Source organism: Streptomyces sp. NPDC058985, from assembly GCF_042740985.1.
Classification (GTDB): Bacteria; Actinomycetota; Actinomycetes; order Streptomycetales; family Streptomycetaceae; genus Streptomyces.
The window spans coordinates 1-17,110 of record NZ_JBHYJX010000050.1; the positions used below are offsets into that span (position 1 = coordinate 1).

The window sequence follows — 17,110 nt, forward strand, 5'->3', positions numbered from 1 at the left end:
GTTCCCCGCGCCACTTGACGGCGTCCAGGTGACGTCCCTCAAGGGGCGCGGGGAACTGCGCGAGCAACCACGACGCGCCCGCAGCCGACGGTCGTCGGAAGCCGAAGCGGTCAATTTGCTTGACTACTTTGCTCGCCTCTATGGTCAAGCCACTTGACCAACGCGTCAAGGGTGTTTCAATGCCCCCGTGCAGAACTCCGACGCCATGGCCCTCTCCGCCGCCCTGCTCGCCGCGGCCGGCGGGCTCACGCAGCGCATCCACGACGGGGTCGTCGCTCGCGGCTTCGAGGGGCTGCGGCCCGCGCACGGCTTCGCGTTCACCCGGCTCGCCCCGGACGGCGCGACGGCCACCGACCTCGCCGCGCACCTCGGGGTGACCAAGCAGGCCGCCAGTCAGCTCGTCGACGAGCTGGTCCGCAAGGGGTACGCCGAACGCCGGCCGCACCCCGCCGACGCGCGCGCCCGGCTGGTGGTGCTGACCGAGACGGGGTGGGCCTGCACGCGGGCCGCGGAGGAGGCGGCGGCGGAGGCCGTGCGCGCCTGGGCCGAGGTCCTCGGCGAGGACGAGATCCGCGCCCTGCGGGACGGTCTGCTGCGCGTCGCGCCGGGAGGGCCCGTCCGGCCCGCCTGGTGACCGCTCCTGGTGACCCTTTATCACCTGCCGCGCGCCGCGCCCTGGTTATCACCGGAAGTTTTTACTGACGCGTAACTTCACACTTGCACTACTCGCCCGTAACTTGACGGGTGAACAGCATCCCGTGATCCGGATCACAGGGCGTCCTGCCGTCGCACCTCCCTGTCGCACCTCCCCCGAGCCGCGAGGAGATCACCTGATGCTGCCCTGGAGACGACTGCTCAGACCGCTGACCGCGCTGCTGCTGACCGCCGCGGTCGCCCTCTTCCCCGCCACCGCCGCCGCCCACGCCGCCGACGCCCGCCCCAGCGCCGGCTGGAACGACTACGGCTGCAAGCCCTCCGCCGCCCATCCCCGACCCGTCGTCCTGGTCCACGGCACCTTCGGGAACTCCGTCGACAACTGGCTCGGCCTCGCGCCCTACCTGAAGAACCGCGGCTACTGCGTCTTCTCCCTCGACTACGGCCAACTGCCCGGCGTCCCGTTCTTCCACGGCCTCGGGCCCGTCGAGAAGTCGGCGGAGCAACTGGACGCCTACGTCGACCGGGTGCTCGCCGCGACCGGCGCCGCGGAGACCGACATCGTCGGCCACTCGCAGGGCGGCATGATGCCCCGCTACTACCTGAAGTTCCTCGGCGGAGCGGCCGAGGTGAACGCCCTGGTCGGGATCGCGCCCAGCAACCACGGCACCACGCTGCTGGGCCTCACCCGTCTGCTGCCGTACTTCCCCGGCGTCGGGGACCTGCTCAACGAGCACACCCCCGCACTCGCCGACCAGGTCGTCGGCTCCGACGTTCTGACCAAGCTCAACGCGGGCGGCGACACGGTGCCCGGCGTGCGCTACACCGTCCTCGCCACGAAGTACGACGAGGTGGTCACTCCGTACCGCAGCCAGTACCTGAGCGGCCCCGGGGTGCGCAACGTCCTGCTGCAGGACCTGTGCCCCCTCGACCTCTCCGAGCACCTGGCGATCGGGCTGTTCGACCGCATCGCCTTCCACGAGGTGGCCAACGCCCTGGACCCGGCCCACGCCAAGCCCACCACCTGCGCCTCGGTCCTCGGCTGACCGGGGCGCCCGGAACGCAGGGCGGGGCCTGTCCGGCCTGAGCCGCCGGACAGGCCCCGCCTTCCCCCGTGTTCCCGGTGCTCCTGGTCAGCGGCCGTGCCGGCCCCCGGTCGTCAGCGCCCGGCGGCGGACCGAGGCGAACAGCGCGGCCGCGCCGAGGGCCAGGGCGGCGGCGCCGCCGACGGCGATGTAGGGCGTGCTGCTGTCCCCGCCGGTCTCGGCGAGGTTCTCGGTGCCCCCGCCGGCGGCCTTGACCTGGTTGGGCTCCGCGGCGGCCTCGGCGTCCGGGGCGGCGGCCGGGTCCGTGGGGTCGGTGGTGGTCTCGGCGTCCTGGTCGCCGTGGCCCCGGTGCTCGATCGTCGACTTGTCGGCCGCGGCGGCGAGCTGTTCGTCGGTGGGCGCGGAGGCCTCGGGCGCCGGGGCGGTGCCGGCGGCGCTCTCGCCGCCCGCGTTCCCGCCGCCCGCGCTCTCGCCGGCCGCCGCCTCCTCGCCCGCGGCACCGCCGCCGCCGAACGAGACGTCGGAGCAGGAATAGAACGCCTCCGGGCTGTCGGAACGCTGCCACACCGCGTACAGCAGGTGCGTGCCGGAACGCTCGGGCAGCTCGCCGGAGAAGGTGTAGAAACCGCCCGAGGCGGCCGGGTCGGTGGCCGTGGCGACCGGGGCGGACAGATCGAGGTCGCCCCAGCCCAGCGGCTTCGCCGGGTCGTAGCCGGGCTTGGTGATGTACACCTTGAACGTGCCCTTGTGCGGGGCCGTCACGCGGTACTTGAAGGTGTACGAGCCGCTGCTCACGCTGGTCGTGGGCCAGTCCGTGCGCGCCAGGTCCATGCCCTTGAAGGCGGGGTCGTTTGCGCTGCACAGCTTGCCGTCCGGGATCAGCTCCTGGTGCTTCCCGGCGGCGTTGCCGATGCGGATGCCGTTCCAGTCGTAGAGGGCCTGCGTGCCGCCGGCCGCGACCGCGGCCTTGCACGCGGCGGACCGCGGGTTCTCGGGGCCCTCGGCGTGGCACTGCGACACCCGGCTGACCGGGTCGCCCATCGAGCCGTGCGCCGACGCGGGCGCGGCGGCCAGCGTGGTCAGGGCGAGCGGGGCGAGACCGGCGACGGCGACGGCGGCGGCCCTGCGGGACGCGGAGGGTGCGGGCATAGGGATCTCCTGGAGGCGGTCACGGTGGACGTGGGGACGTGGGCCGGAGCCCGTGGGGTGATCAGCAAACTAGCCCCAAGAAACCGTGAAATCGCCTGCTGGAGACGGGTGATGGAGATCCTTATGGTCGCGTTAAGGGAGTACTCAGGCTGAGCTGAGGTAGCCACGGTCCGCTACCGTCCGAGGCATGGAAGACGAACAGGTCCGGCAGGCGGTCACCGATGATGTACCCGCGGTGAAGGCGGTCACCGACGCCGCTTACCGGCCCTACGTCGAGCGCATCGGGGTGGTGCCGCAGCCGATGGAGGCGGACCACGCGGCGAACGTGGCCGCGGGCAGGGTCTTCGTCGCGTGCGAACCCGGAGGGGACCCGGTGGGCCTCGTCGTCCTGGAGGCGCGTCCCGGCCATCTCTTCCTCGACAGCATCGCCGTCCACCCCGACGCCCACGGCAGGGGTGTGGGGCGGCGGCTGCTGCGGTTCGTGGACGCGCACGCGCGTGCGCTGGGCCTGCCCGAGGTCAGGCTCTACACCAACGCGATGATGTGGGAGAACCAGGAGATCTACCCGAAGTACGGGTATGAGCTCGTGGAACGCCGAGTGGACGGGCCCTACGACCGCGTCCACTACCGCAAGCGGCTGCCCTGACACGTCTGGGTCTCATGACGCGCCGCCCGGTCAGCTCTCCGGCCACCAGGTCCGCGCGATGTCCTTGCGCACCTCCGGCCGCCCCGCGGGCCGCTCGTCGGCCTCCTCGCGGACTCGGCGGGCGTCGCTCTTCTTCAGGGGCTTCTGCACGGTCAGACGGCGCATGGCTGCCTCCTTACGGATCCACCGGGTTCCGCGTTGTCACGGAGGTAGACCCTTTCCCCGAGACTCACTCATCGATGCATCCCTGTCAGTGGCGGTTGTCACGTTGCCCCGCCCCGACTCCGTTGTCAGTGGCGGGTGTCACGCTGGGTGCATGGACGAGAACCGTGACGAGACGGCCACATCGAGTGTCGACTGGGACGCGGAAGCCGCGTGCTTCGACGACGAGCCGGACCACGGACTGCGCGACCCGGACGTACGCCGGGCCTGGGCCGCCCGGTTGGCGTCCTGGCTGCCCGCACGGCCCGGCGACCTCCTCGACTTGGGCTGCGGCACAGGCAGCCTGTCGCTCCTCGCGGCGGAGCAGGGACACCGCGTCACCGGCGTCGATCAGTCACCGGCCATGGTGAAGCTCGCCCGGACCAAACTCGCCGGTCGTGACGCGGTGTTCCTTGAGGGTGACGCCGCGGCACCACCCGTGGGCGAGCAGCGCTTCGACACCGTGCTGGTCCGTCACGTCCTGTGGACGCTGCCCGATCCCGGACGGGCCCTGCGCCACTGGCGGCAGCTCCTGCGTCCCGGGGGCCGCCTGGTGCTGGTCGAGGGCGTGTGGGGGACCGTCACCCCGGTCGGCATATCCGCCGGCACGCTCACCGCTCTCCTCGCCCCGCTCGCCGCCCGGGTGCGCGTGGAGCGGCTGTCGGACGACCCCGCGCTGTGGGGGCGGGAGGTGGCGGACGAGCGGTACGCGGTGGTCGCGCTGCCCGGGGTCTAGGCGAGCAGATCCGTGAACCCGCCCTCGCGGGCCAGGCGTTCGAGTTCGTCCAGCGCGGCCACGGCCGCCGCCGCGGCCTCGGGGTCGCGCTCCGGCAGGCCGCTCTCGGCGAACTCGTCCTCGTCCAGGCGTCGTACGTCCGTGCCGTCGGCGGAGCGCCACAGGTCCAGGTCGAGATCCTCGACCACCAGCTCCGCTCCGGTCAGGACGGCGGGGCGGGTGATGTCGCAGTACCAGCCCTTCAGCGCTCCGGCGGCCGTGCGGACCTCCTTCACCGAGTACCAGCGGTCGCGCCAGTAGTACTCCGTGAAGACGTCACCGGCCTCGAAGCGCACGAAGCCGAAGTCGCGGACACCGTCACCGGCCCAGGGCGCGCGGACGGCGAGGCGCGTGCCGTCGTCGTGCAGCAGCTCACTCGGGTACCGGATCTTCGTACGGCCCGCCTTGACCAGGACCACGTGCACCCGGGGTGGCCGCTCAGCCGAGTTCGCGGACATGGCGCACCTCCGTCGCGCAGACCTCGTACCCGAGCCACTTGTTGATGGCGAGCATCGGGCCGTTGTCGGTGTCGTTGCCGGTGAAGGCCACCGTGCAGCCGGCGGCGCGGGCCCGGTGCAGGGAGGCGGTCTTGGTGAGCTTGGCCAGGCCCCGGCCGCGCTGCGCGCGGACCGTGCCCGTCATCGCGGTCGAGTACCGGGTGCCGTCGGTGTAGGCGACGCTGAAGGCGGCGGGACGTCCGTCGACGACCGCGACCGTCGTCAGTTCGCGGTTCAGCAGCGGGTTCCGCCAGGTGTCCGCGAGCCACGCCTCGTAGTCCGTGAACTCGACGTCGACGTCGCTCGGTTCGTCCGCCACCGTCTCCGCGTCCAGCTCGAACATCGGGCGCGGATCGTCCGCGAAGTCGGCGGCGGTGCGCAGTTCGACGCCCGGGGGAGGGGTCCACAGGGCTGGGAGCGCGGCGCCCGCCAGGTCCAGCCGGAGGAAGTGCGCGGCGCGCCGCCGCTCGTAGCCGTGCCGCTCGGCGAAGGCCAGGTTGGCCGGCCCGTCCAGCACCCAGGAGTACAGCTTCGTCGCGCCCTCGCCGGCCAGGTACTCCTCGGCCGTGCGCACCAGCAGCCCGCCGGCGCCGCGCCGGAACCTCTCCGGGTGGACGTAGATGTTGAGGAAGGCCTGGCCGGGTTCCGGGCTGTCGTGGACCAGTCCGATCTGTGCCGTGCCGATCACCTCACCGTCCTCCTCCGCGACCAGGGAGCGGCTCCGGGCGTCGGGGTGGGTGTGTTCGAGCCGGTGGACGATGGCCTCCGGCGTCCACAGGATGAACGGCACCGCGAGGTGGCGGACATGGGCGAAGGCCGCGACATCGGCCGGATCGTCGCTGCGCAGGTCGCGCACAAGAACGGTCATGTGGGCGCACGCTACGGCGGGTGGGCCGTCGGGTGCCTCTCATTTTCGCGGGGATACGGGACAATCACCCCGTGACCTTGAAGATCCACATCGACGACGGCGCGCCGCCCTACGAGCAGGTGCGCGCGCAGATCTCCGACCAGGCCCGCTCGGGCGCCCTGCCGGTCGGCTACCGGCTGCCGACGGTACGCGGACTGGCCGAGTCCCTGGGGCTCGCCGCGAACACCGTCGCCAAGGCGTACCGGGCGCTGGAGGGAGACGGGGTGATCGAGACGCGGGGGCGCAACGGCACGTTCGTCGCTGCCGCGGGCTCTGCGGCGGAGCGGGAGGTCGCGTCTGCCGCGCGGCTCTATGCCGAGCGGGCTCGACGCCTCGGTCTGACGGAGGCGCAGGCATCGGCCGCCGTGGGGGATGCCCTGCGGGCGGCTTACGGGGAATGAGCGCCGCTGTCCCTGGGGCCGGCATTTGTCCGCCGGTGCGTCGTGGCTGGTCGCGCAGTTCCCCGCGCCCCTGAGGGGCGCGTTCTGCGGGCCAGTCTCGCGAAGGTCCGGGCGTCCGCCACCGCCGCCGCGTTCTGGTCGTTGTTGAAGTACGCGTAGACGTCCTGGTCGGGGCGCCAGGTCGCGGTGATGCGGTCGAGCCATGTCGTCAGTGAGCGGCGGCCGTATCGGGGCCACGGCGTCGCCCGGCCCTCGTGGAAGCGGACGTAGCCCCAGTCCGCGGTGCGCCACAACGGGGTGACCGGGCGGGCCCGGACGTCCGCCCAGCACAGGGCCGCGCCCCGGGACGCCAGGACCTCCCGGACCTCGGGCGTCCACCAGGAGTCGTGCCGGGGTTCCACCGCGACCCGCGTGCCGGGCGGGAAGCAGGCGAGGCAGGCGTCCAGGAGGGCCGGGTCGGCACGCAGGGTCGGCGGGAGCTGGAGCAGGACCGGGCCGAGACGGTCGCCCAGGCCCGCCGCGTGGGTCATGAGGCGGTCGACCGCCTCCGCCGGGTCACGCAGCCGTCTGATGTGCGTCAGGTAGCGGCTCGCCTTGACCGCGACCACGAAGTCCGGCGGCACCCGCTCCCGCCACGCCTCGAACGTCTCGCGCGCCGGCAGCCGGTAGAAGGCGTTGTTGATCTCGACCGTCGGGAAGACGTCCGCATACCGCTCCAGCCAGAGCCGCACGGGCAGACCGGGCGGGTAGAAGGCCTCCCGCCACTCGCGGTACTGCCAGCCCGACGTGCCGACGAAAAGGGTCATAACCCCATCAAAGCAGCCGGAGCAGCCGGAGCGGCTACAGGTAGAGCCCGGCCTCCGAACCGGCCCGCGGCTCTGGCAGCGCGGTGGGCGAGGTGCCCCGGCGCAGCGCGTACAGCTCCGCCAGGGTGGCGCCCTCGCGGCCCACGGCTTCCTCCCGGTCGGCTGCCTCGGGGCCGAGCCAGCCGACCGCTTCCCGGCGGGTCAGCGGGCCGACCTCGATGCGGGCCAGGCAGCGGCCGGGGCGGACGACGGCGGGGTGGAGGCGTTCGAGGTCCTCGTTGGTCGTGACGCCGACGAGGACGTTGCGGCCCTGGCCGAGGAGACCGTCCGTGAGGTTCAGCAGCCGCGACAGCGCCTGCCCCGCGGTGTGCTTGGCCTCGCCGCGGATCAGTTCGTCGCAGTCCTCCAGGAGCAGCAGCCGCCAGCGGCCCTTGCCCGCCGCGTCCTCCTCGCCGATGGCGATGTCCATCAGATAGCCGACGTCGGAGAAGAGCCGCTCGGGGTCGAGGACGCAGTCCACCTGGCACCAGTCCCGCCAGGACCGGGCGAGCGTGCGCAGCGCCGAGGTCTTGCCGGTGCCGGGCGGCCCGTGCAGGAGCAGCAGGCGGCCCGCGATGTCCTCGGGGGTCGTCTTCATGAGGCCGTCCATCGCGTCCGCGACCGGCGCCGTGTAGTTGGCACGGACCTCCTCCCAGGTGCCCGCGGAGATCTGCCGGGTGGTGCGGTGCGGGCCACGGCGCGGGGAGACGTACCAGAAGCCCATCGTGACGTTCTCCGGCTGCGGTTCGGGCTCGTCCGCCGCGCCGTCCGTCGCCTCGCCGAGCACCTTCTCCGCCAGTTCGGCGCTGGTCGCCGTGACCGTGACGTCGGCGCCCCGGTTCCACCGCGAGACGAGCAGCGTCCAGCCGTCGCCCTCCGCCAGCGTCGCGCTGCGGTCGTCGTCGCGGGCGGTCCGCAGCACCCGCGCGCCCTGTGGCAGCAGCGTGGCGGCGGACCGCACGCGGTCGATGTTCGTGGCGTGCGAGTACGGCTGCTCGCCCGTCGCGAAGCGGCCGAGGAACAGCGCATCGACGACGTCGGACGGGGAGTCGCTGTCGTCGACGTTGAGCCGGATCGGCAGGGCGTCGTGCGGGTTCACGGACATGCCGCCATGATCCGGCACCCGGCCGCCGCGTGCACCCGGTTTCCCGGGCACACGCGGTACGGACGGCAGGCGGCGGTCGGCGTGCGGGCGGCCGGTGGTTCAGGCACCGGCCCCCAGCACCCGCCTCCCCGCCTGCCGGGTCCTGCGGAGCACGGCGTACCCCTTGGTGAGGACGCGGTCCCCGGCGAAGGTCCGGGCGATCGCGCGGCCCTCGACCAGCCGGGCGAACTCGTCGAGCCCCGTGCGGCGGCGCACGGTGACCCGCCGCAGGGCGTACGGCCCCTGGGCGCGGCGGGCCAGGCCGTTGCCGACGGCGAGCGCCTGCGCGTACCCCGTCTCCCGCACCGCCCGCCGCACCCGGCGGTCCGAGTACCCGTACGGGTAGGCGAACGAGGCTGGTACGGCGCCCAGTTGGTCGGCGACGATCTCCTTGCAGTGGATCAGCTCGAACCGCAGCCGCTCCTCGCCGAGCTGGTCGAGCTGCGGATGCGTGTGGCTGTGCCCCCCGATCTCCACGCCGGCCGCGGCCAGTTCGCGGACCTGGTCCCAGCCGAGCATGGTGTCCAGGGCGCCCCCGGTGTCGTACGGGCCGCGCAGCCAGCCGGTCGAGACGAACAGGGTGGCCGGGAAGCCGTGCTTGGCCAGGGCGGGCAGTGCGTGCCGGTGCACGCCCTCGTAGCCGTCGTCGAAGGTGATCAGGACGGGCCGCCTCGGCAGCGGACGCCCCGAGCGCCAGGCGGCGGCCAGCTCCGCCGTGCCGATCGGGGTCAGGCCCCGGTCGGCGATGGCCGCCATCTGCTCCGCGAAGGCCGCCGGGGCCACCGACAGGGCGCGGGTGGTGTCGTTCGGTTCGGCGGCGACCGCGTGGTACATGAGCACCGGTACGCGCGCGTCCGCCTCCTCAGCCATGCGCGCCCCCCTCGGCGGGAGCGAGCGGCGCCACCGAGAACGTGGCCCCGCCCCGGCGGGCCCGCAGGGTCCCCACCACGTAACCGCCCGCCGCGGTGAGCACCCCGGCGACGATCGCGCCCGCCCGGCCCGCGCCGCCCGGCCGGGCCAGCACGGCGTCGCGCAGCCCGCGCGCCACCCCGGCCGGCAGCACCCGGGTGGCGTACCGGCGTTCGGACTCCAGACCTTTGTCCGCGCCGACGCTGCGCGCCACCAGGGCCTTGGACAGTCCCTCGGCGTAGGCACGGGTGCGGAAGTAGCCGAAGTGCTCGCGGGCCGCGGGCACCCGGTGGTGGATCACCGCCCGGTCGTCGATCAGCAGGACGGCGTCGGGCCGGGCGCGGGAGAGCCGGATGCACAGCTCGGTCTCCTCGCAGCCCAGCGGGCGCTTGTCGCCGTCCCGTCCGATGCCGGTGGCGAAGCCGCCCGCCGCCTCGAACGCCTCGCGCCGGAAGGAGGCGTTGCCGCCCAGCACGTTGCGCACCCGGACCCGGCCGGGCGGCAGGCCGCGGTACGTGCAGCCCACCACCCAGTCGAACTCCTCGGGGAACCAGACGGGCCGGCGTCCCGACGCCCAGATCGGCACGGTGCGCCCGCCGACGGCGACGACCGCCGGGTCCGCGTACCCCTCGGCGAAGTGCCGCAGCCAGTCGCGTTCGGCCACGGCGTCGTCGTCGAGGAAGGCGATCACCTCGCCGCACGAGGCGGCGATGCCGGTGTTGCGGCCGGCGGACAGGCCGCGGGGGCCCGCGTTGGCGAGCACCCGCACCTCCCGTCGTTCCGTGTACTCCTTGTACTCCTTGACCAGCCGGTCCCGGAGCGCCTCGTTGTGGTCGACGACCAGCAGCGTCTCCCGGGCCGGGTGGGACTGCGCCCGCACCGAGTCGACCGCCGCGAGGATGTCCTCCCAGCGGTCCTCGGTGTAGACGCAGATCACCACGGAGACCGTGAGCGAGGCGCGGCTACCGCTCAAGACGCCTTCCCGCGGGCGGGTGCCACCGGGCTCACGGCGGTCGCCGGAGCGACGGCGGCGACGGAACCGACCGGGCCGAGCGTCGCCGAGCGCGTACGGCCGCGCAGCGCACGCCGGTTGGAGCGCTCGTCGAGGATGACTCTGAGCACCCGCAACCCGTCCCGCACCGCGCGCAGGTTGCTGACGCCGTGGATGCGCAGGTACTCGTGGCTGGGAATCTCCTGGACCTTCAGGCCGGCCTTGGCCACCCTGATGTTCATCAGGGTCTCCACCTCGAAGCCGGTGCAGTCGAGGTCGATCTTGTCCAGGCAGTGCCGCCAGAACGCGTTGTAGCCGTAGCAGAGGTCGGTGTAGCGGGCGCCGAACTTCCGGTTGACCACCGCGCACAGGGCGCGGTTGCCGAGCTTGCGGATGAAGGTCATGTCGTCGGTGCCACCGCCGTTGGCGAAGCGGGAGCCCTTGGCGAAGTCGGCGCCGGAGACGAGCGCGGAGACGTAGGAGACGATCTCCTGGCCGTCGGCCGAGCCGTCGGCGTCGACCATCACGATGATGTCCCCGGTGCACGCCTTGAAGCCGGTGATCAGCGCGTCCCCCTTGCCCTTGCCGCGCTGCTCGACGACCTTGACGTCCGGCCACAGTTCCCGGGCGACCTCGATGGTGTTGTCGGTGGAGTTGCCGTCCACGAGGACGACCTCGTGGACCCAGTCGGGCAGTGTCTTGAAGACGTAGGGAAGGTTCTCCGCCTCGTTCATGGCGGGTATGACCACGCTCACCGGCGGTGCTATCGCCAGGTGCGAGGAGACGGGCCGGTACTTTCCGGCGGGTGTCGGGCCGGCCGACGGATCGTTGCCCGTCGAAGCCGGCTGCAGAACTGAGCTCATGAGTCTGGTCCCTCTCGTCCGGCGGACCGCCCGCCCCAGGGGCGGTCCGGCTCTGTATCCGGTTCGAAAGGGGGGTTCTCGCCCAGCCGGCGCGCGACGAAGTGCTACTACGTGCGTGCCGGACGAGCTGGCAAAGCTTGTCAGCGCCGCGAGAAAACGGCAGCCGACCGCGCGGCACGGCCCGGCCACCGATGCGGTCACCGAGCACGGCACCCCCCCACCGCGCATCCCGCCCCGGTGCGCCGCGGCCTCGAGCCCTCCCCTGAGCCGCTTGCCGACGTACCGATGCGGGAGATGTATGACGGTATTGACGGTTGAAACCGTATGGCAAGACCTGGAAGCAGGTCTCACGTTTTTGTGGTTTTGCCGTCATCTGTTCTTCGCGCCTCAATCTGGCCCAGCCCGGCTCGGAGCGTCAAGGGCGCACTGACGTTCCCACTGACTTTCGTCCGATTTTGAATGACTGTCAGCCATTTCTTGGCATGGACACTCCCGGTCAACGCGCGTCACTGTTACGACGGTTACGGCAGAGATCCTGCTAAAGGAGGTTCCATGAGACGTCTCCGACTTGTCGGCTTCCTGAGTTCCGTCCTCCTCGCCGCCGGCGCCGCCCTCACCGGGGCCGCGACCGCCCAGGCGGCCCAACCCACCGCGGCCGGGGGCTATGTGGCCCTCGGCGACTCCTACTCCTCCGGGGTCGGAGCGGGCAGCTACATCAGCTCCAGCGGCGACTGCAAGCGCAGCACCAAGGCCCACCCGTACCTCTGGGCGGCCGCCAACTCCCCCACGACCTTCGACTTCACGGCCTGCTCCGGCGCCCGAACGAGTGAAGTTCTCTCCGGACAACTCGGCCCGCTCTCCACGGCCACCGGCCTCGTCTCGATCAGCGTCGGCGGAAACGACGCGGGCTTCGCCGATGTCATGACGACCTGCGTGCTCCAGTCCGACAGCGCCTGTCTCTCGCGGATCGCCACCGCGAAGGCGTACGTCGACTCGACGCTGCCCGGCAGCCTCGACAGCGTCTACTCGGCGATCAGCGCCAAGGCCCCGAACGCCGACGTCGTCGTCATCGGCTACCCGCGCTTCTACAAGCTCGGCACCTCCTGCATCGGCCTCTCCGAGACCAAGCGGAAGGCGATCAACGACGCCTCCGACCACCTCAACACCGCCATCGCCAAGCGTGCCGCCGACCACGGCTTCACCTTCGGCGACGTCCGCCCCACCTTCACCGGTCACGAGCTGTGCTCCGGCGCCTCGTGGCTGCACAGCGTCAACTGGCTGAACATCGGCGAGTCGTACCACCCGACCGCCGCCGGTCAGTCCGGCGGTTACCTGCCGGTCCTCAACGGCGCCGCCTGACCCGAAGCGGAAGAGGAGGGGGAGGCCCCGTCCGGCGGGGTCTCCGTCTCCGTCCCGGTCTCGCAGGTCACGGAGAACGCCACCGCGTTCGACGTGGCCCGCACCGGGGACCGCACCTCCACCCGCACGGCGCCCTCGAACGCGCCGTCGTCCTCGCGCGTCGTCACCACGACGGTGTCCTCGTCCGAGCGGTCGCCGTCCGCGGGGAAGGACAGCGTCCGCCACCCCGGGTCGGAGACCGAACCGTCGTCCGTGACCCAGCGGTAGCCGACCTCCGCGGGCAGCCGCCCCACCGTGAACGTCGCCGTGAAGGCGGGCGCCCGGTCGCGCGGCGGGGGACAGGTGCCCGAGTAGTCGGGGTGCGAGCCCGCCACGGACACCTTCACCGACTGCGGCGTATCGCTCGCCGAACCGCGGTCCTCCGGCTCCGACGACTGCGACGGACTCGGCTCGGCACTCTCGCCCGGTCCCGTCACGGGCGCACTGGCCGAAGGGCCCCGGCCGCCGTCCGAACCCTCCGCCCCGTCACCGCCGTCCGAGCGGTCGAGCAGCCCGTACGTCAGCCCGGCCGCCGCCAGCGCGAGCACGGCCACTCCGGCGATCAGTACGGCACGCGCGCGCCGGTCCCGGTGCGCGGGCGAGTCCGTTCCGGTCGTGCCCGTCGTCGTCGCCTGTCCCGGCGGCGGGGGAGTCGGAGCGGCGCCCGCGTCCTGGCGCCCCGCGACGGTCGTGGCGTACCCGTCCGTCGGCGCGGTGCCGTACGCGCCTCGCTCCGGCGAGGGGGTGCCCCCGGCGCCCACGAGCCGCAGTTCCCGCTCGGCGCGTTCCGCCGGGAGCCGCGCGGCCGGGTCCTTGCGCAGCAGCCCCTCGATGACGGGCGCGAGCGCACCCGCCCGGTACGGCGGCGGCAACTCCTCGTCCACGATCGCGCGCAGCGTGCTCAGCGGAGTCTCCTGGCGGAACGGCGAGGCGCCCTCGACCGCCGCGTACAGCAGCACGCCCAGCGACCACAGGTCGGACTCGGGACCGGGGGTGCGGCCCAGCGCCCGTTCCGGGGCGAGGAACTCGGGCGAGCCGATGACCTCGCCGGTCATGGTCAGCGCGGAGCTGCCCTCGACCCTGGCGATCCCGAAGTCGGTCAGGACCACCCGGCCGTCGTTGGACAGCAGCACGTTGGCCGGCTTCACGTCCCGGTGCAGCACCCCGGCCGCGTGCGCGGCCCGCAGCGCGGCCAGCACCTCGGCACCGATCAGCGCGGCCCGTCCCGGCTCCAACGGGCCCTCGGCGTCGAGCAGGTCGGCCAGGGACAGCCCGCGGACCAGTTCCATCACGATCCAGGGCCGGTCGCCGTCGGTGGCCACGTCGTACACCGTGACGACATTGGGGTGGGCGACCCGGGCCGCGGCCCACGCCTCGCGCTCCAGCCGGGCGTACATCCGCCGCACGTCGCTCTCCGGCAGCCCGGAGGGGGCACGCACCTCCTTGACGGCGACCTCGCGGTTCAGTACCTCGTCGCGGGCGCGCCACACCGTCCCCATGCCGCCCTCGCCGAGAGGGGACAGGAGGCGGTAGCGGCCGGCGATCACACGCTCACCGCCGGGTTCCTCGAACACCGGCGCCCCCTAAGACGTCTCGCGCGGACACGGCCCGGGAACGGGCCCGGCTGTCCGCCGCGTTCCTCCCAAAGTAGCTCAGCCGAGTGCGGATGCCGCCCCCCTGAACACCAGTCCGGCCCCGAGGACCACCACCACGCACGCCGAGCCGAGTGGGGTGGCCCGGCGCACCATGCCCGCGAGCGGGCCGGACGTCCACCGCGGGCGCCGCGTCAGCAGCCGGCTCACCCCGCCACCGAGCCGGACGACCGCGACCCCGGCGGCGGTGAGGGTGAGGGCGAGCCCGAGGCCGTACGCGACCACGAGCAGCAGGCCGAACCAGGCGTGGCCGACGGCCGCGGCGCCCACGAGTACCACCACGGCGGACGGACTGGGCACGAGCCCGCCCGCGAAACCGAGGAGGATCGTGCCGCGCAGGGTGGGGGAGACGGGGTGGGTGTGGGTGTGCGGGCCGTGTTCGTGGGGGTGCGCGTGCCCGTGCCCGTGCCCGTGGCTGTGGTCGTGCTCGTGGTCGTGACGGTGATGGTGCCCGTGCGTACGGCCGTGCGCACGGGTGCGCAGTGCGCGACGTACGAGGCTCGCGCCCGCCAGCGTGACCAGGGCGCCGCCGGCGACGCCGAGCCACGCGACGACCGACGGTGTGGCCGCCGAACCCGCGGTGACCAGGACGCCGAGGGCGACCACGCCCAGGGTGTGGGTGACCGTCACCGAGGCCGCCATGGGGAGGACGTCCTTCAGCCGGGCCCCGCCGCCCCGGGCGGCCGCCGTCGCCGCCATCAGGGTCTTGCCGTGGCCCGGTGCGAGCGCGTGCCCCGCACCGAGGACCACCGCGACGACCAGGGCGAGGGCGGCAAAGCCGAGGGTGAGGTGACGGCGGGCTACCAGGGAGTCCAGCGCGCGGGTCCAGCGGTCCGCGGCGCGGGGCAGGACGGAGGCGGCGGGGGCGTCCTGCCGGTCCCGGTCCAGGGCGGGGCCGCCGGGCCGGACCCGCAGCGACGCGCTCGCCGTGTCGGCCGGGGACGACAGTGACTCCCGCGGATAGCGGGTCAGTTCGCGTGAGGCCGACTCCTGCGGCACGTCCGACGCGGTGAGCGTCGTGCGGTCGCCGCGCGCGGTGATCTCCCGCCAGCCGGGGCCCGCCGAGGCGCCGGCCGCACGGAAGCCGACGCTCACCGGACCGGAGTCGGGCAGCGGTGCCGTGAACCGGCAATCCAGCCGCAGGGTGTCGAGCCCGGCCTGCCCCGGGCGCACGCGCACGCCGCTGTGCCGGGCGGTGAGGGCGACGCCGCGGCCGTCCACGGTGAGGCGGCTGTCGAGCGCCGCCCGCTCGCAGCGAATCCGGGCCCACTCGGCCGGACCGAGCCGCTCGATGTCGGGGCCCGCCTGGGTCGCCGGGATCTCGGCGAGGTCCTCGACGTGGTCGACGCGGAGTTGACCGGGGGCGGCGATCAGACCGTCGTAGCGGTTGACGGTGAAGTTGCCGAGCGGATGCGCGCTCGCGCCCGCCGGGGCGAGGAGGACCAGGGCGCACGCGGCGGTCAGGGCGGCGGCGCCGCGCGCCAGGAGACCACGGGGCGTCAACGGGCCGCCTCCAGTTCCTTCAGCGCCCTGCGCGCCTCGCGGGCGCCGAGCGGCGAGAAGCCCGGGTCGAGGCGGAGAGCCGCCGAGAGATGGCGGCGCGCGTCCCCGTGCCGTCCCACCGCGCGCTCGATCACGCCCAGGTGGTAGAGGAACGCGGCGTCGCGGTACCCCGTGGCGACGGCCCGGCGGGCGTAGGGCAGTGCCTCCCGGTCGAGGCCGTTGACGTGCAGCGCCCAGGCGACGGCGTCGGCCGTGTGCACGGTGCGGCGGCGGTCCCACTCGGCGCGGGCGGCGCGCAGGGCGGCCTTCCGGTCGCCGTGGTCGGCGGCGGCGAGGGCGGTGTCCAGGCCGGCCTCGACACCGCCGGCCCGGGCGAGCGCCGTCCACGCGTCGACGAGGGCGTACTGCTCGCGCGCCTTCGCCGGCTCGCCGCGCACCTCGTACAGCTCGCCGAGCGCGACGAGCGGACCCGGCAGCGGGGCGCGGGCGACCACGCGCTCCAGGTCCCCGACCGCGCCGTCCCGGTCGCCGCTCGCGGCCCTGGTCCTGGCCCGGCCCTCCAGGGCGGGCAGGTAGGTGTCGTCGGCGGCGAGGGCGCGGGCGTAGTGGCGCAGGGCGGCCGGCCGGTCGCCCTGCCTGCGGGCGAGGTGGCCCAACTGCGTGGCGACGTAGGCCACGTCGGCGGGGGCGGAGGCGGCGGCGAGCGCCCGCTCCAGCACCTTCCGCGCGGTGTCCGTCTCGCCGCGCAGTTCGCGGACGTACGCGTACCGGGTGAAGACGGGGACGCCGGGGCGCCGGGTGTCGGCGGTGTCGGCGGCCCGGGCCGCGTCGTCGTAGCGGCCCAGTTCGACGAGGGCGTCGACACGGGAGCACAGGGCACGCTCGTTGTAGGGGTTCGCCGCCAGCGCGCGGTCGGCGTACGCCAGCGCCTTGGCGAAGTCGTGCCGGGCGGCGGCGAGAGCGGCGCGGCCCGACAGCGCCCGGTCGTTGCCCGGCTTCAGCTCCAGGGACCGCTTCAGCGCCCGCTCGGCCCGCGGGTAGCGGGAGGGGTCGCCGTCGGTGCGGGCCAGCTCGACGTGGGCCAGCCCGAGGGCCGCCCAGCCCTCGAAGTCGCGGGGCTGGGCCCGGAGCCGCGCCTCCAGCGCGGGAATCCCCACGTCGGGCCCGGCGTCGCGCACCGCTCCCGGCCGGCCCGCGGGCGCGCCGCCCGGCACGGCGCCGGCTCCCTCCCGGGCGCCGCCGACCGCGACGGCCCCCGCGCTGAGCGCCACGGCCAGCAGGACGGCGCAGCCGGTGACCCGCAGCCCCCGCCACCTGCGCGCCGCCGCCGCGAACCGCCGCACGGCGACGATCCGCGCCGCGTCCCTTCCGGCACCCGGTGGTGCGTCACGGTCGCCGGGCGGTGTGTCACCGGCGCCGGGAGCCGTGTCGGCGTCGGGCGGGGGTGGGGTGGTGGCGGCCGGGCCGGGGCCGGGTGGCCCGCTCCGTGCCTCGTTGCCGTTGTCGTTGCCGTGCGAGGACATGCCTCT

18 protein-coding genes are annotated in these 17,110 nt (G+C 73.9%); 6 read left to right on the plus strand and 12 right to left on the minus strand.

The window, feature by feature from the left end:
- Positions 1–187 precede the first annotated feature (187 nt).
- Together ACFW01_RS31860 and ACFW01_RS31865 are read left to right on the plus strand one after the other, a co-directional pair.
- Positions 188–634 (plus strand): MarR family winged helix-turn-helix transcriptional regulator, encoded by a 447-nt coding sequence (locus tag ACFW01_RS31860; RefSeq protein ID WP_234960777.1) that lies wholly within the window; start codon positions 188–190, stop codon positions 632–634.
- A 199-nt stretch (positions 635–833) separates the two neighbouring features.
- Complete coding sequence (locus tag ACFW01_RS31865) at positions 834–1,700, plus strand: esterase/lipase family protein (protein WP_384509453.1); 867 nt, start codon at positions 834–836, stop codon at positions 1,698–1,700.
- Positions 1,701–1,787: 87 nt separating this feature from the next.
- Here ACFW01_RS31865 and ACFW01_RS31870 read toward each other — a convergent pair whose 3' ends face one another.
- Entirely contained in the window at positions 1,788–2,849 is a 1,062-nt protein-coding gene (locus ACFW01_RS31870) for a lytic polysaccharide monooxygenase (protein ID WP_384509456.1), read from the minus strand.
- A 187-nt stretch (positions 2,850–3,036) separates the two neighbouring features.
- Here ACFW01_RS31870 and ACFW01_RS31875 point away from each other — a divergent pair, with 187 nt between their 5' ends.
- Positions 3,037–3,495, plus strand: coding sequence for a GNAT family N-acetyltransferase (locus ACFW01_RS31875; RefSeq protein ID WP_384509459.1), 459 nt, complete (start codon positions 3,037–3,039; stop codon positions 3,493–3,495).
- A 30-nt stretch (positions 3,496–3,525) separates the two neighbouring features.
- Here ACFW01_RS31875 and ACFW01_RS31880 read toward each other — a convergent pair whose 3' ends face one another.
- The gene (locus tag ACFW01_RS31880) at positions 3,526–3,660 is read right to left on the minus strand and encodes a hypothetical protein (protein ID WP_272924244.1); all 135 of its coding nucleotides are present in this window, start codon (positions 3,658–3,660) and stop codon (positions 3,526–3,528) included.
- Positions 3,661–3,811: 151 nt separating this feature from the next.
- Here ACFW01_RS31880 and ACFW01_RS31885 point away from each other — a divergent pair, with 151 nt between their 5' ends.
- The gene (locus ACFW01_RS31885) at positions 3,812–4,432 is read left to right on the plus strand and encodes a class I SAM-dependent methyltransferase (protein ID WP_384509462.1); all 621 of its coding nucleotides are present in this window, start codon (positions 3,812–3,814) and stop codon (positions 4,430–4,432) included.
- Here ACFW01_RS31885 and ACFW01_RS31890 read toward each other — a convergent pair.
- Together ACFW01_RS31890 and ACFW01_RS31895 are read right to left on the minus strand one after the other, a co-directional pair.
- Entirely contained in the window at positions 4,429–4,929 is a 501-nt protein-coding gene (locus tag ACFW01_RS31890; RefSeq protein ID WP_384509465.1) for a DUF402 domain-containing protein, read from the minus strand. The two genes, ACFW01_RS31885 and ACFW01_RS31890, sit on opposite strands and share 4 nt — an antisense overlap.
- Positions 4,910–5,836: a GNAT family N-acetyltransferase gene (locus ACFW01_RS31895; protein ID WP_384509468.1), complete on the minus strand. Its 927-nt coding sequence runs from the start codon at positions 5,834–5,836 to the stop codon at positions 4,910–4,912. The genes ACFW01_RS31890 and ACFW01_RS31895 overlap by 20 nt, the downstream gene beginning before the upstream one ends.
- A 71-nt stretch (positions 5,837–5,907) precedes the next feature.
- Between ACFW01_RS31895 and ACFW01_RS31900 the strand changes: the two genes are divergently transcribed.
- Entirely contained in the window at positions 5,908–6,276 is a 369-nt protein-coding gene (locus tag ACFW01_RS31900) for a GntR family transcriptional regulator (protein ID WP_384509471.1), read from the plus strand.
- Here the strand turns inward: ACFW01_RS31900 and ACFW01_RS31905 are convergent.
- From ACFW01_RS31905 to ACFW01_RS31925, 5 genes are all read right to left on the minus strand, one after another.
- The gene (locus tag ACFW01_RS31905) at positions 6,264–7,082 is read right to left on the minus strand and encodes a DUF72 domain-containing protein (protein ID WP_384509474.1); all 819 of its coding nucleotides are present in this window, start codon (positions 7,080–7,082) and stop codon (positions 6,264–6,266) included. The two genes, ACFW01_RS31900 and ACFW01_RS31905, sit on opposite strands and share 13 nt — an antisense overlap.
- Positions 7,083–7,116: 34 nt before the next feature.
- The gene (locus tag ACFW01_RS31910; RefSeq protein ID WP_234960786.1) at positions 7,117–8,226 is read right to left on the minus strand and encodes a DUF5925 domain-containing protein; all 1,110 of its coding nucleotides are present in this window, start codon (positions 8,224–8,226) and stop codon (positions 7,117–7,119) included.
- A gap of 99 nt (positions 8,227–8,325) precedes the next feature.
- Positions 8,326–9,135, minus strand: a complete 810-nt coding sequence (locus ACFW01_RS31915; RefSeq protein WP_234960787.1) for a polysaccharide deacetylase family protein — start codon at positions 9,133–9,135, stop codon at positions 8,326–8,328.
- A complete protein-coding gene (locus ACFW01_RS31920; RefSeq protein WP_234960788.1) occupies positions 9,128–10,147 on the minus strand; it encodes a glycosyltransferase family 2 protein in 1,020 nt (339 codons plus the stop codon). Before ACFW01_RS31920 ends, ACFW01_RS31915 begins: the two co-directional genes overlap by 8 nt.
- On the minus strand, positions 10,144–11,028 hold the full coding sequence (locus tag ACFW01_RS31925; RefSeq protein WP_384509479.1) for a glycosyltransferase family 2 protein: 885 nt from the start codon (positions 11,026–11,028) through the stop codon (positions 10,144–10,146). The genes ACFW01_RS31920 and ACFW01_RS31925 overlap by 4 nt, the downstream gene beginning before the upstream one ends.
- 552 nt (positions 11,029–11,580) lie before the next feature.
- Between ACFW01_RS31925 and ACFW01_RS31930 the strand changes: the two genes are divergently transcribed.
- The gene (locus ACFW01_RS31930; protein ID WP_234960790.1) at positions 11,581–12,387 is read left to right on the plus strand and encodes an SGNH/GDSL hydrolase family protein; all 807 of its coding nucleotides are present in this window, start codon (positions 11,581–11,583) and stop codon (positions 12,385–12,387) included.
- Here ACFW01_RS31930 and ACFW01_RS31935 read toward each other — a convergent pair.
- The 3 genes from ACFW01_RS31935 to ACFW01_RS31945 all read right to left on the minus strand — a co-directional run bounded on the left by ACFW01_RS31935 (position 12,357) and on the right by ACFW01_RS31945 (position 17,104).
- Positions 12,357–14,000, minus strand: coding sequence for a serine/threonine-protein kinase (locus ACFW01_RS31935; RefSeq protein ID WP_384509482.1), 1,644 nt, complete (start codon positions 13,998–14,000; stop codon positions 12,357–12,359). The two genes, ACFW01_RS31930 and ACFW01_RS31935, sit on opposite strands and share 31 nt — an antisense overlap.
- Before the next feature lie 78 nt (positions 14,001–14,078).
- Positions 14,079–15,581 carry a nickel transporter gene (locus ACFW01_RS31940; protein WP_384509486.1) on the minus strand — a complete coding sequence of 501 codons (1,503 nt, stop codon included), beginning with the start codon at positions 15,579–15,581 and terminating at the stop codon, positions 14,079–14,081.
- Positions 15,578–17,104 carry a tetratricopeptide repeat protein gene (locus ACFW01_RS31945; protein WP_384509489.1) on the minus strand — a complete coding sequence of 509 codons (1,527 nt, stop codon included), beginning with the start codon at positions 17,102–17,104 and terminating at the stop codon, positions 15,578–15,580. The genes ACFW01_RS31940 and ACFW01_RS31945 overlap by 4 nt, the downstream gene beginning before the upstream one ends.
- Between the last annotated feature and the right edge of the window lie 6 nt (positions 17,105–17,110).

Bases quoted from the DNA above. Each gene is read 5' to 3' on its own strand.
- ACFW01_RS31865 (WP_384509453.1), top strand. From the start codon at position 834: ATGCTGCCCTGGAGACGACTGCTCAGACCGCTGACCGCGCTGCTGCTG.
- ACFW01_RS31870 (WP_384509456.1), bottom strand. From the start codon at position 2,849: ATGCCCGCACCCTCCGCGTCCCGCAGGGCCGCCGCCGTCGCCGTCGCC.
- ACFW01_RS31875 (WP_384509459.1), top strand. From the start codon at position 3,037: ATGGAAGACGAACAGGTCCGGCAGGCGGTCACCGATGATGTACCCGCG.
- ACFW01_RS31880 (WP_272924244.1), bottom strand. From the start codon at position 3,660: ATGCGCCGTCTGACCGTGCAGAAGCCCCTGAAGAAGAGCGACGCCCGC.
- ACFW01_RS31885 (WP_384509462.1), top strand. From the start codon at position 3,812: ATGGACGAGAACCGTGACGAGACGGCCACATCGAGTGTCGACTGGGAC.
- ACFW01_RS31890 (WP_384509465.1), bottom strand. From the start codon at position 4,929: ATGTCCGCGAACTCGGCTGAGCGGCCACCCCGGGTGCACGTGGTCCTG.
- ACFW01_RS31895 (WP_384509468.1), bottom strand. From the start codon at position 5,836: ATGACCGTTCTTGTGCGCGACCTGCGCAGCGACGATCCGGCCGATGTC.
- ACFW01_RS31905 (WP_384509474.1), bottom strand. From the start codon at position 7,082: ATGACCCTTTTCGTCGGCACGTCGGGCTGGCAGTACCGCGAGTGGCGG.
- ACFW01_RS31910 (WP_234960786.1), bottom strand. From the start codon at position 8,226: ATGTCCGTGAACCCGCACGACGCCCTGCCGATCCGGCTCAACGTCGAC.
- ACFW01_RS31915 (WP_234960787.1), bottom strand. From the start codon at position 9,135: ATGGCTGAGGAGGCGGACGCGCGCGTACCGGTGCTCATGTACCACGCG.
- ACFW01_RS31925 (WP_384509479.1), bottom strand. From the start codon at position 11,028: ATGAGCTCAGTTCTGCAGCCGGCTTCGACGGGCAACGATCCGTCGGCC.
- ACFW01_RS31930 (WP_234960790.1), top strand. From the start codon at position 11,581: ATGAGACGTCTCCGACTTGTCGGCTTCCTGAGTTCCGTCCTCCTCGCC.
- ACFW01_RS31945 (WP_384509489.1), bottom strand. From the start codon at position 17,104: ATGTCCTCGCACGGCAACGACAACGGCAACGAGGCACGGAGCGGGCCA.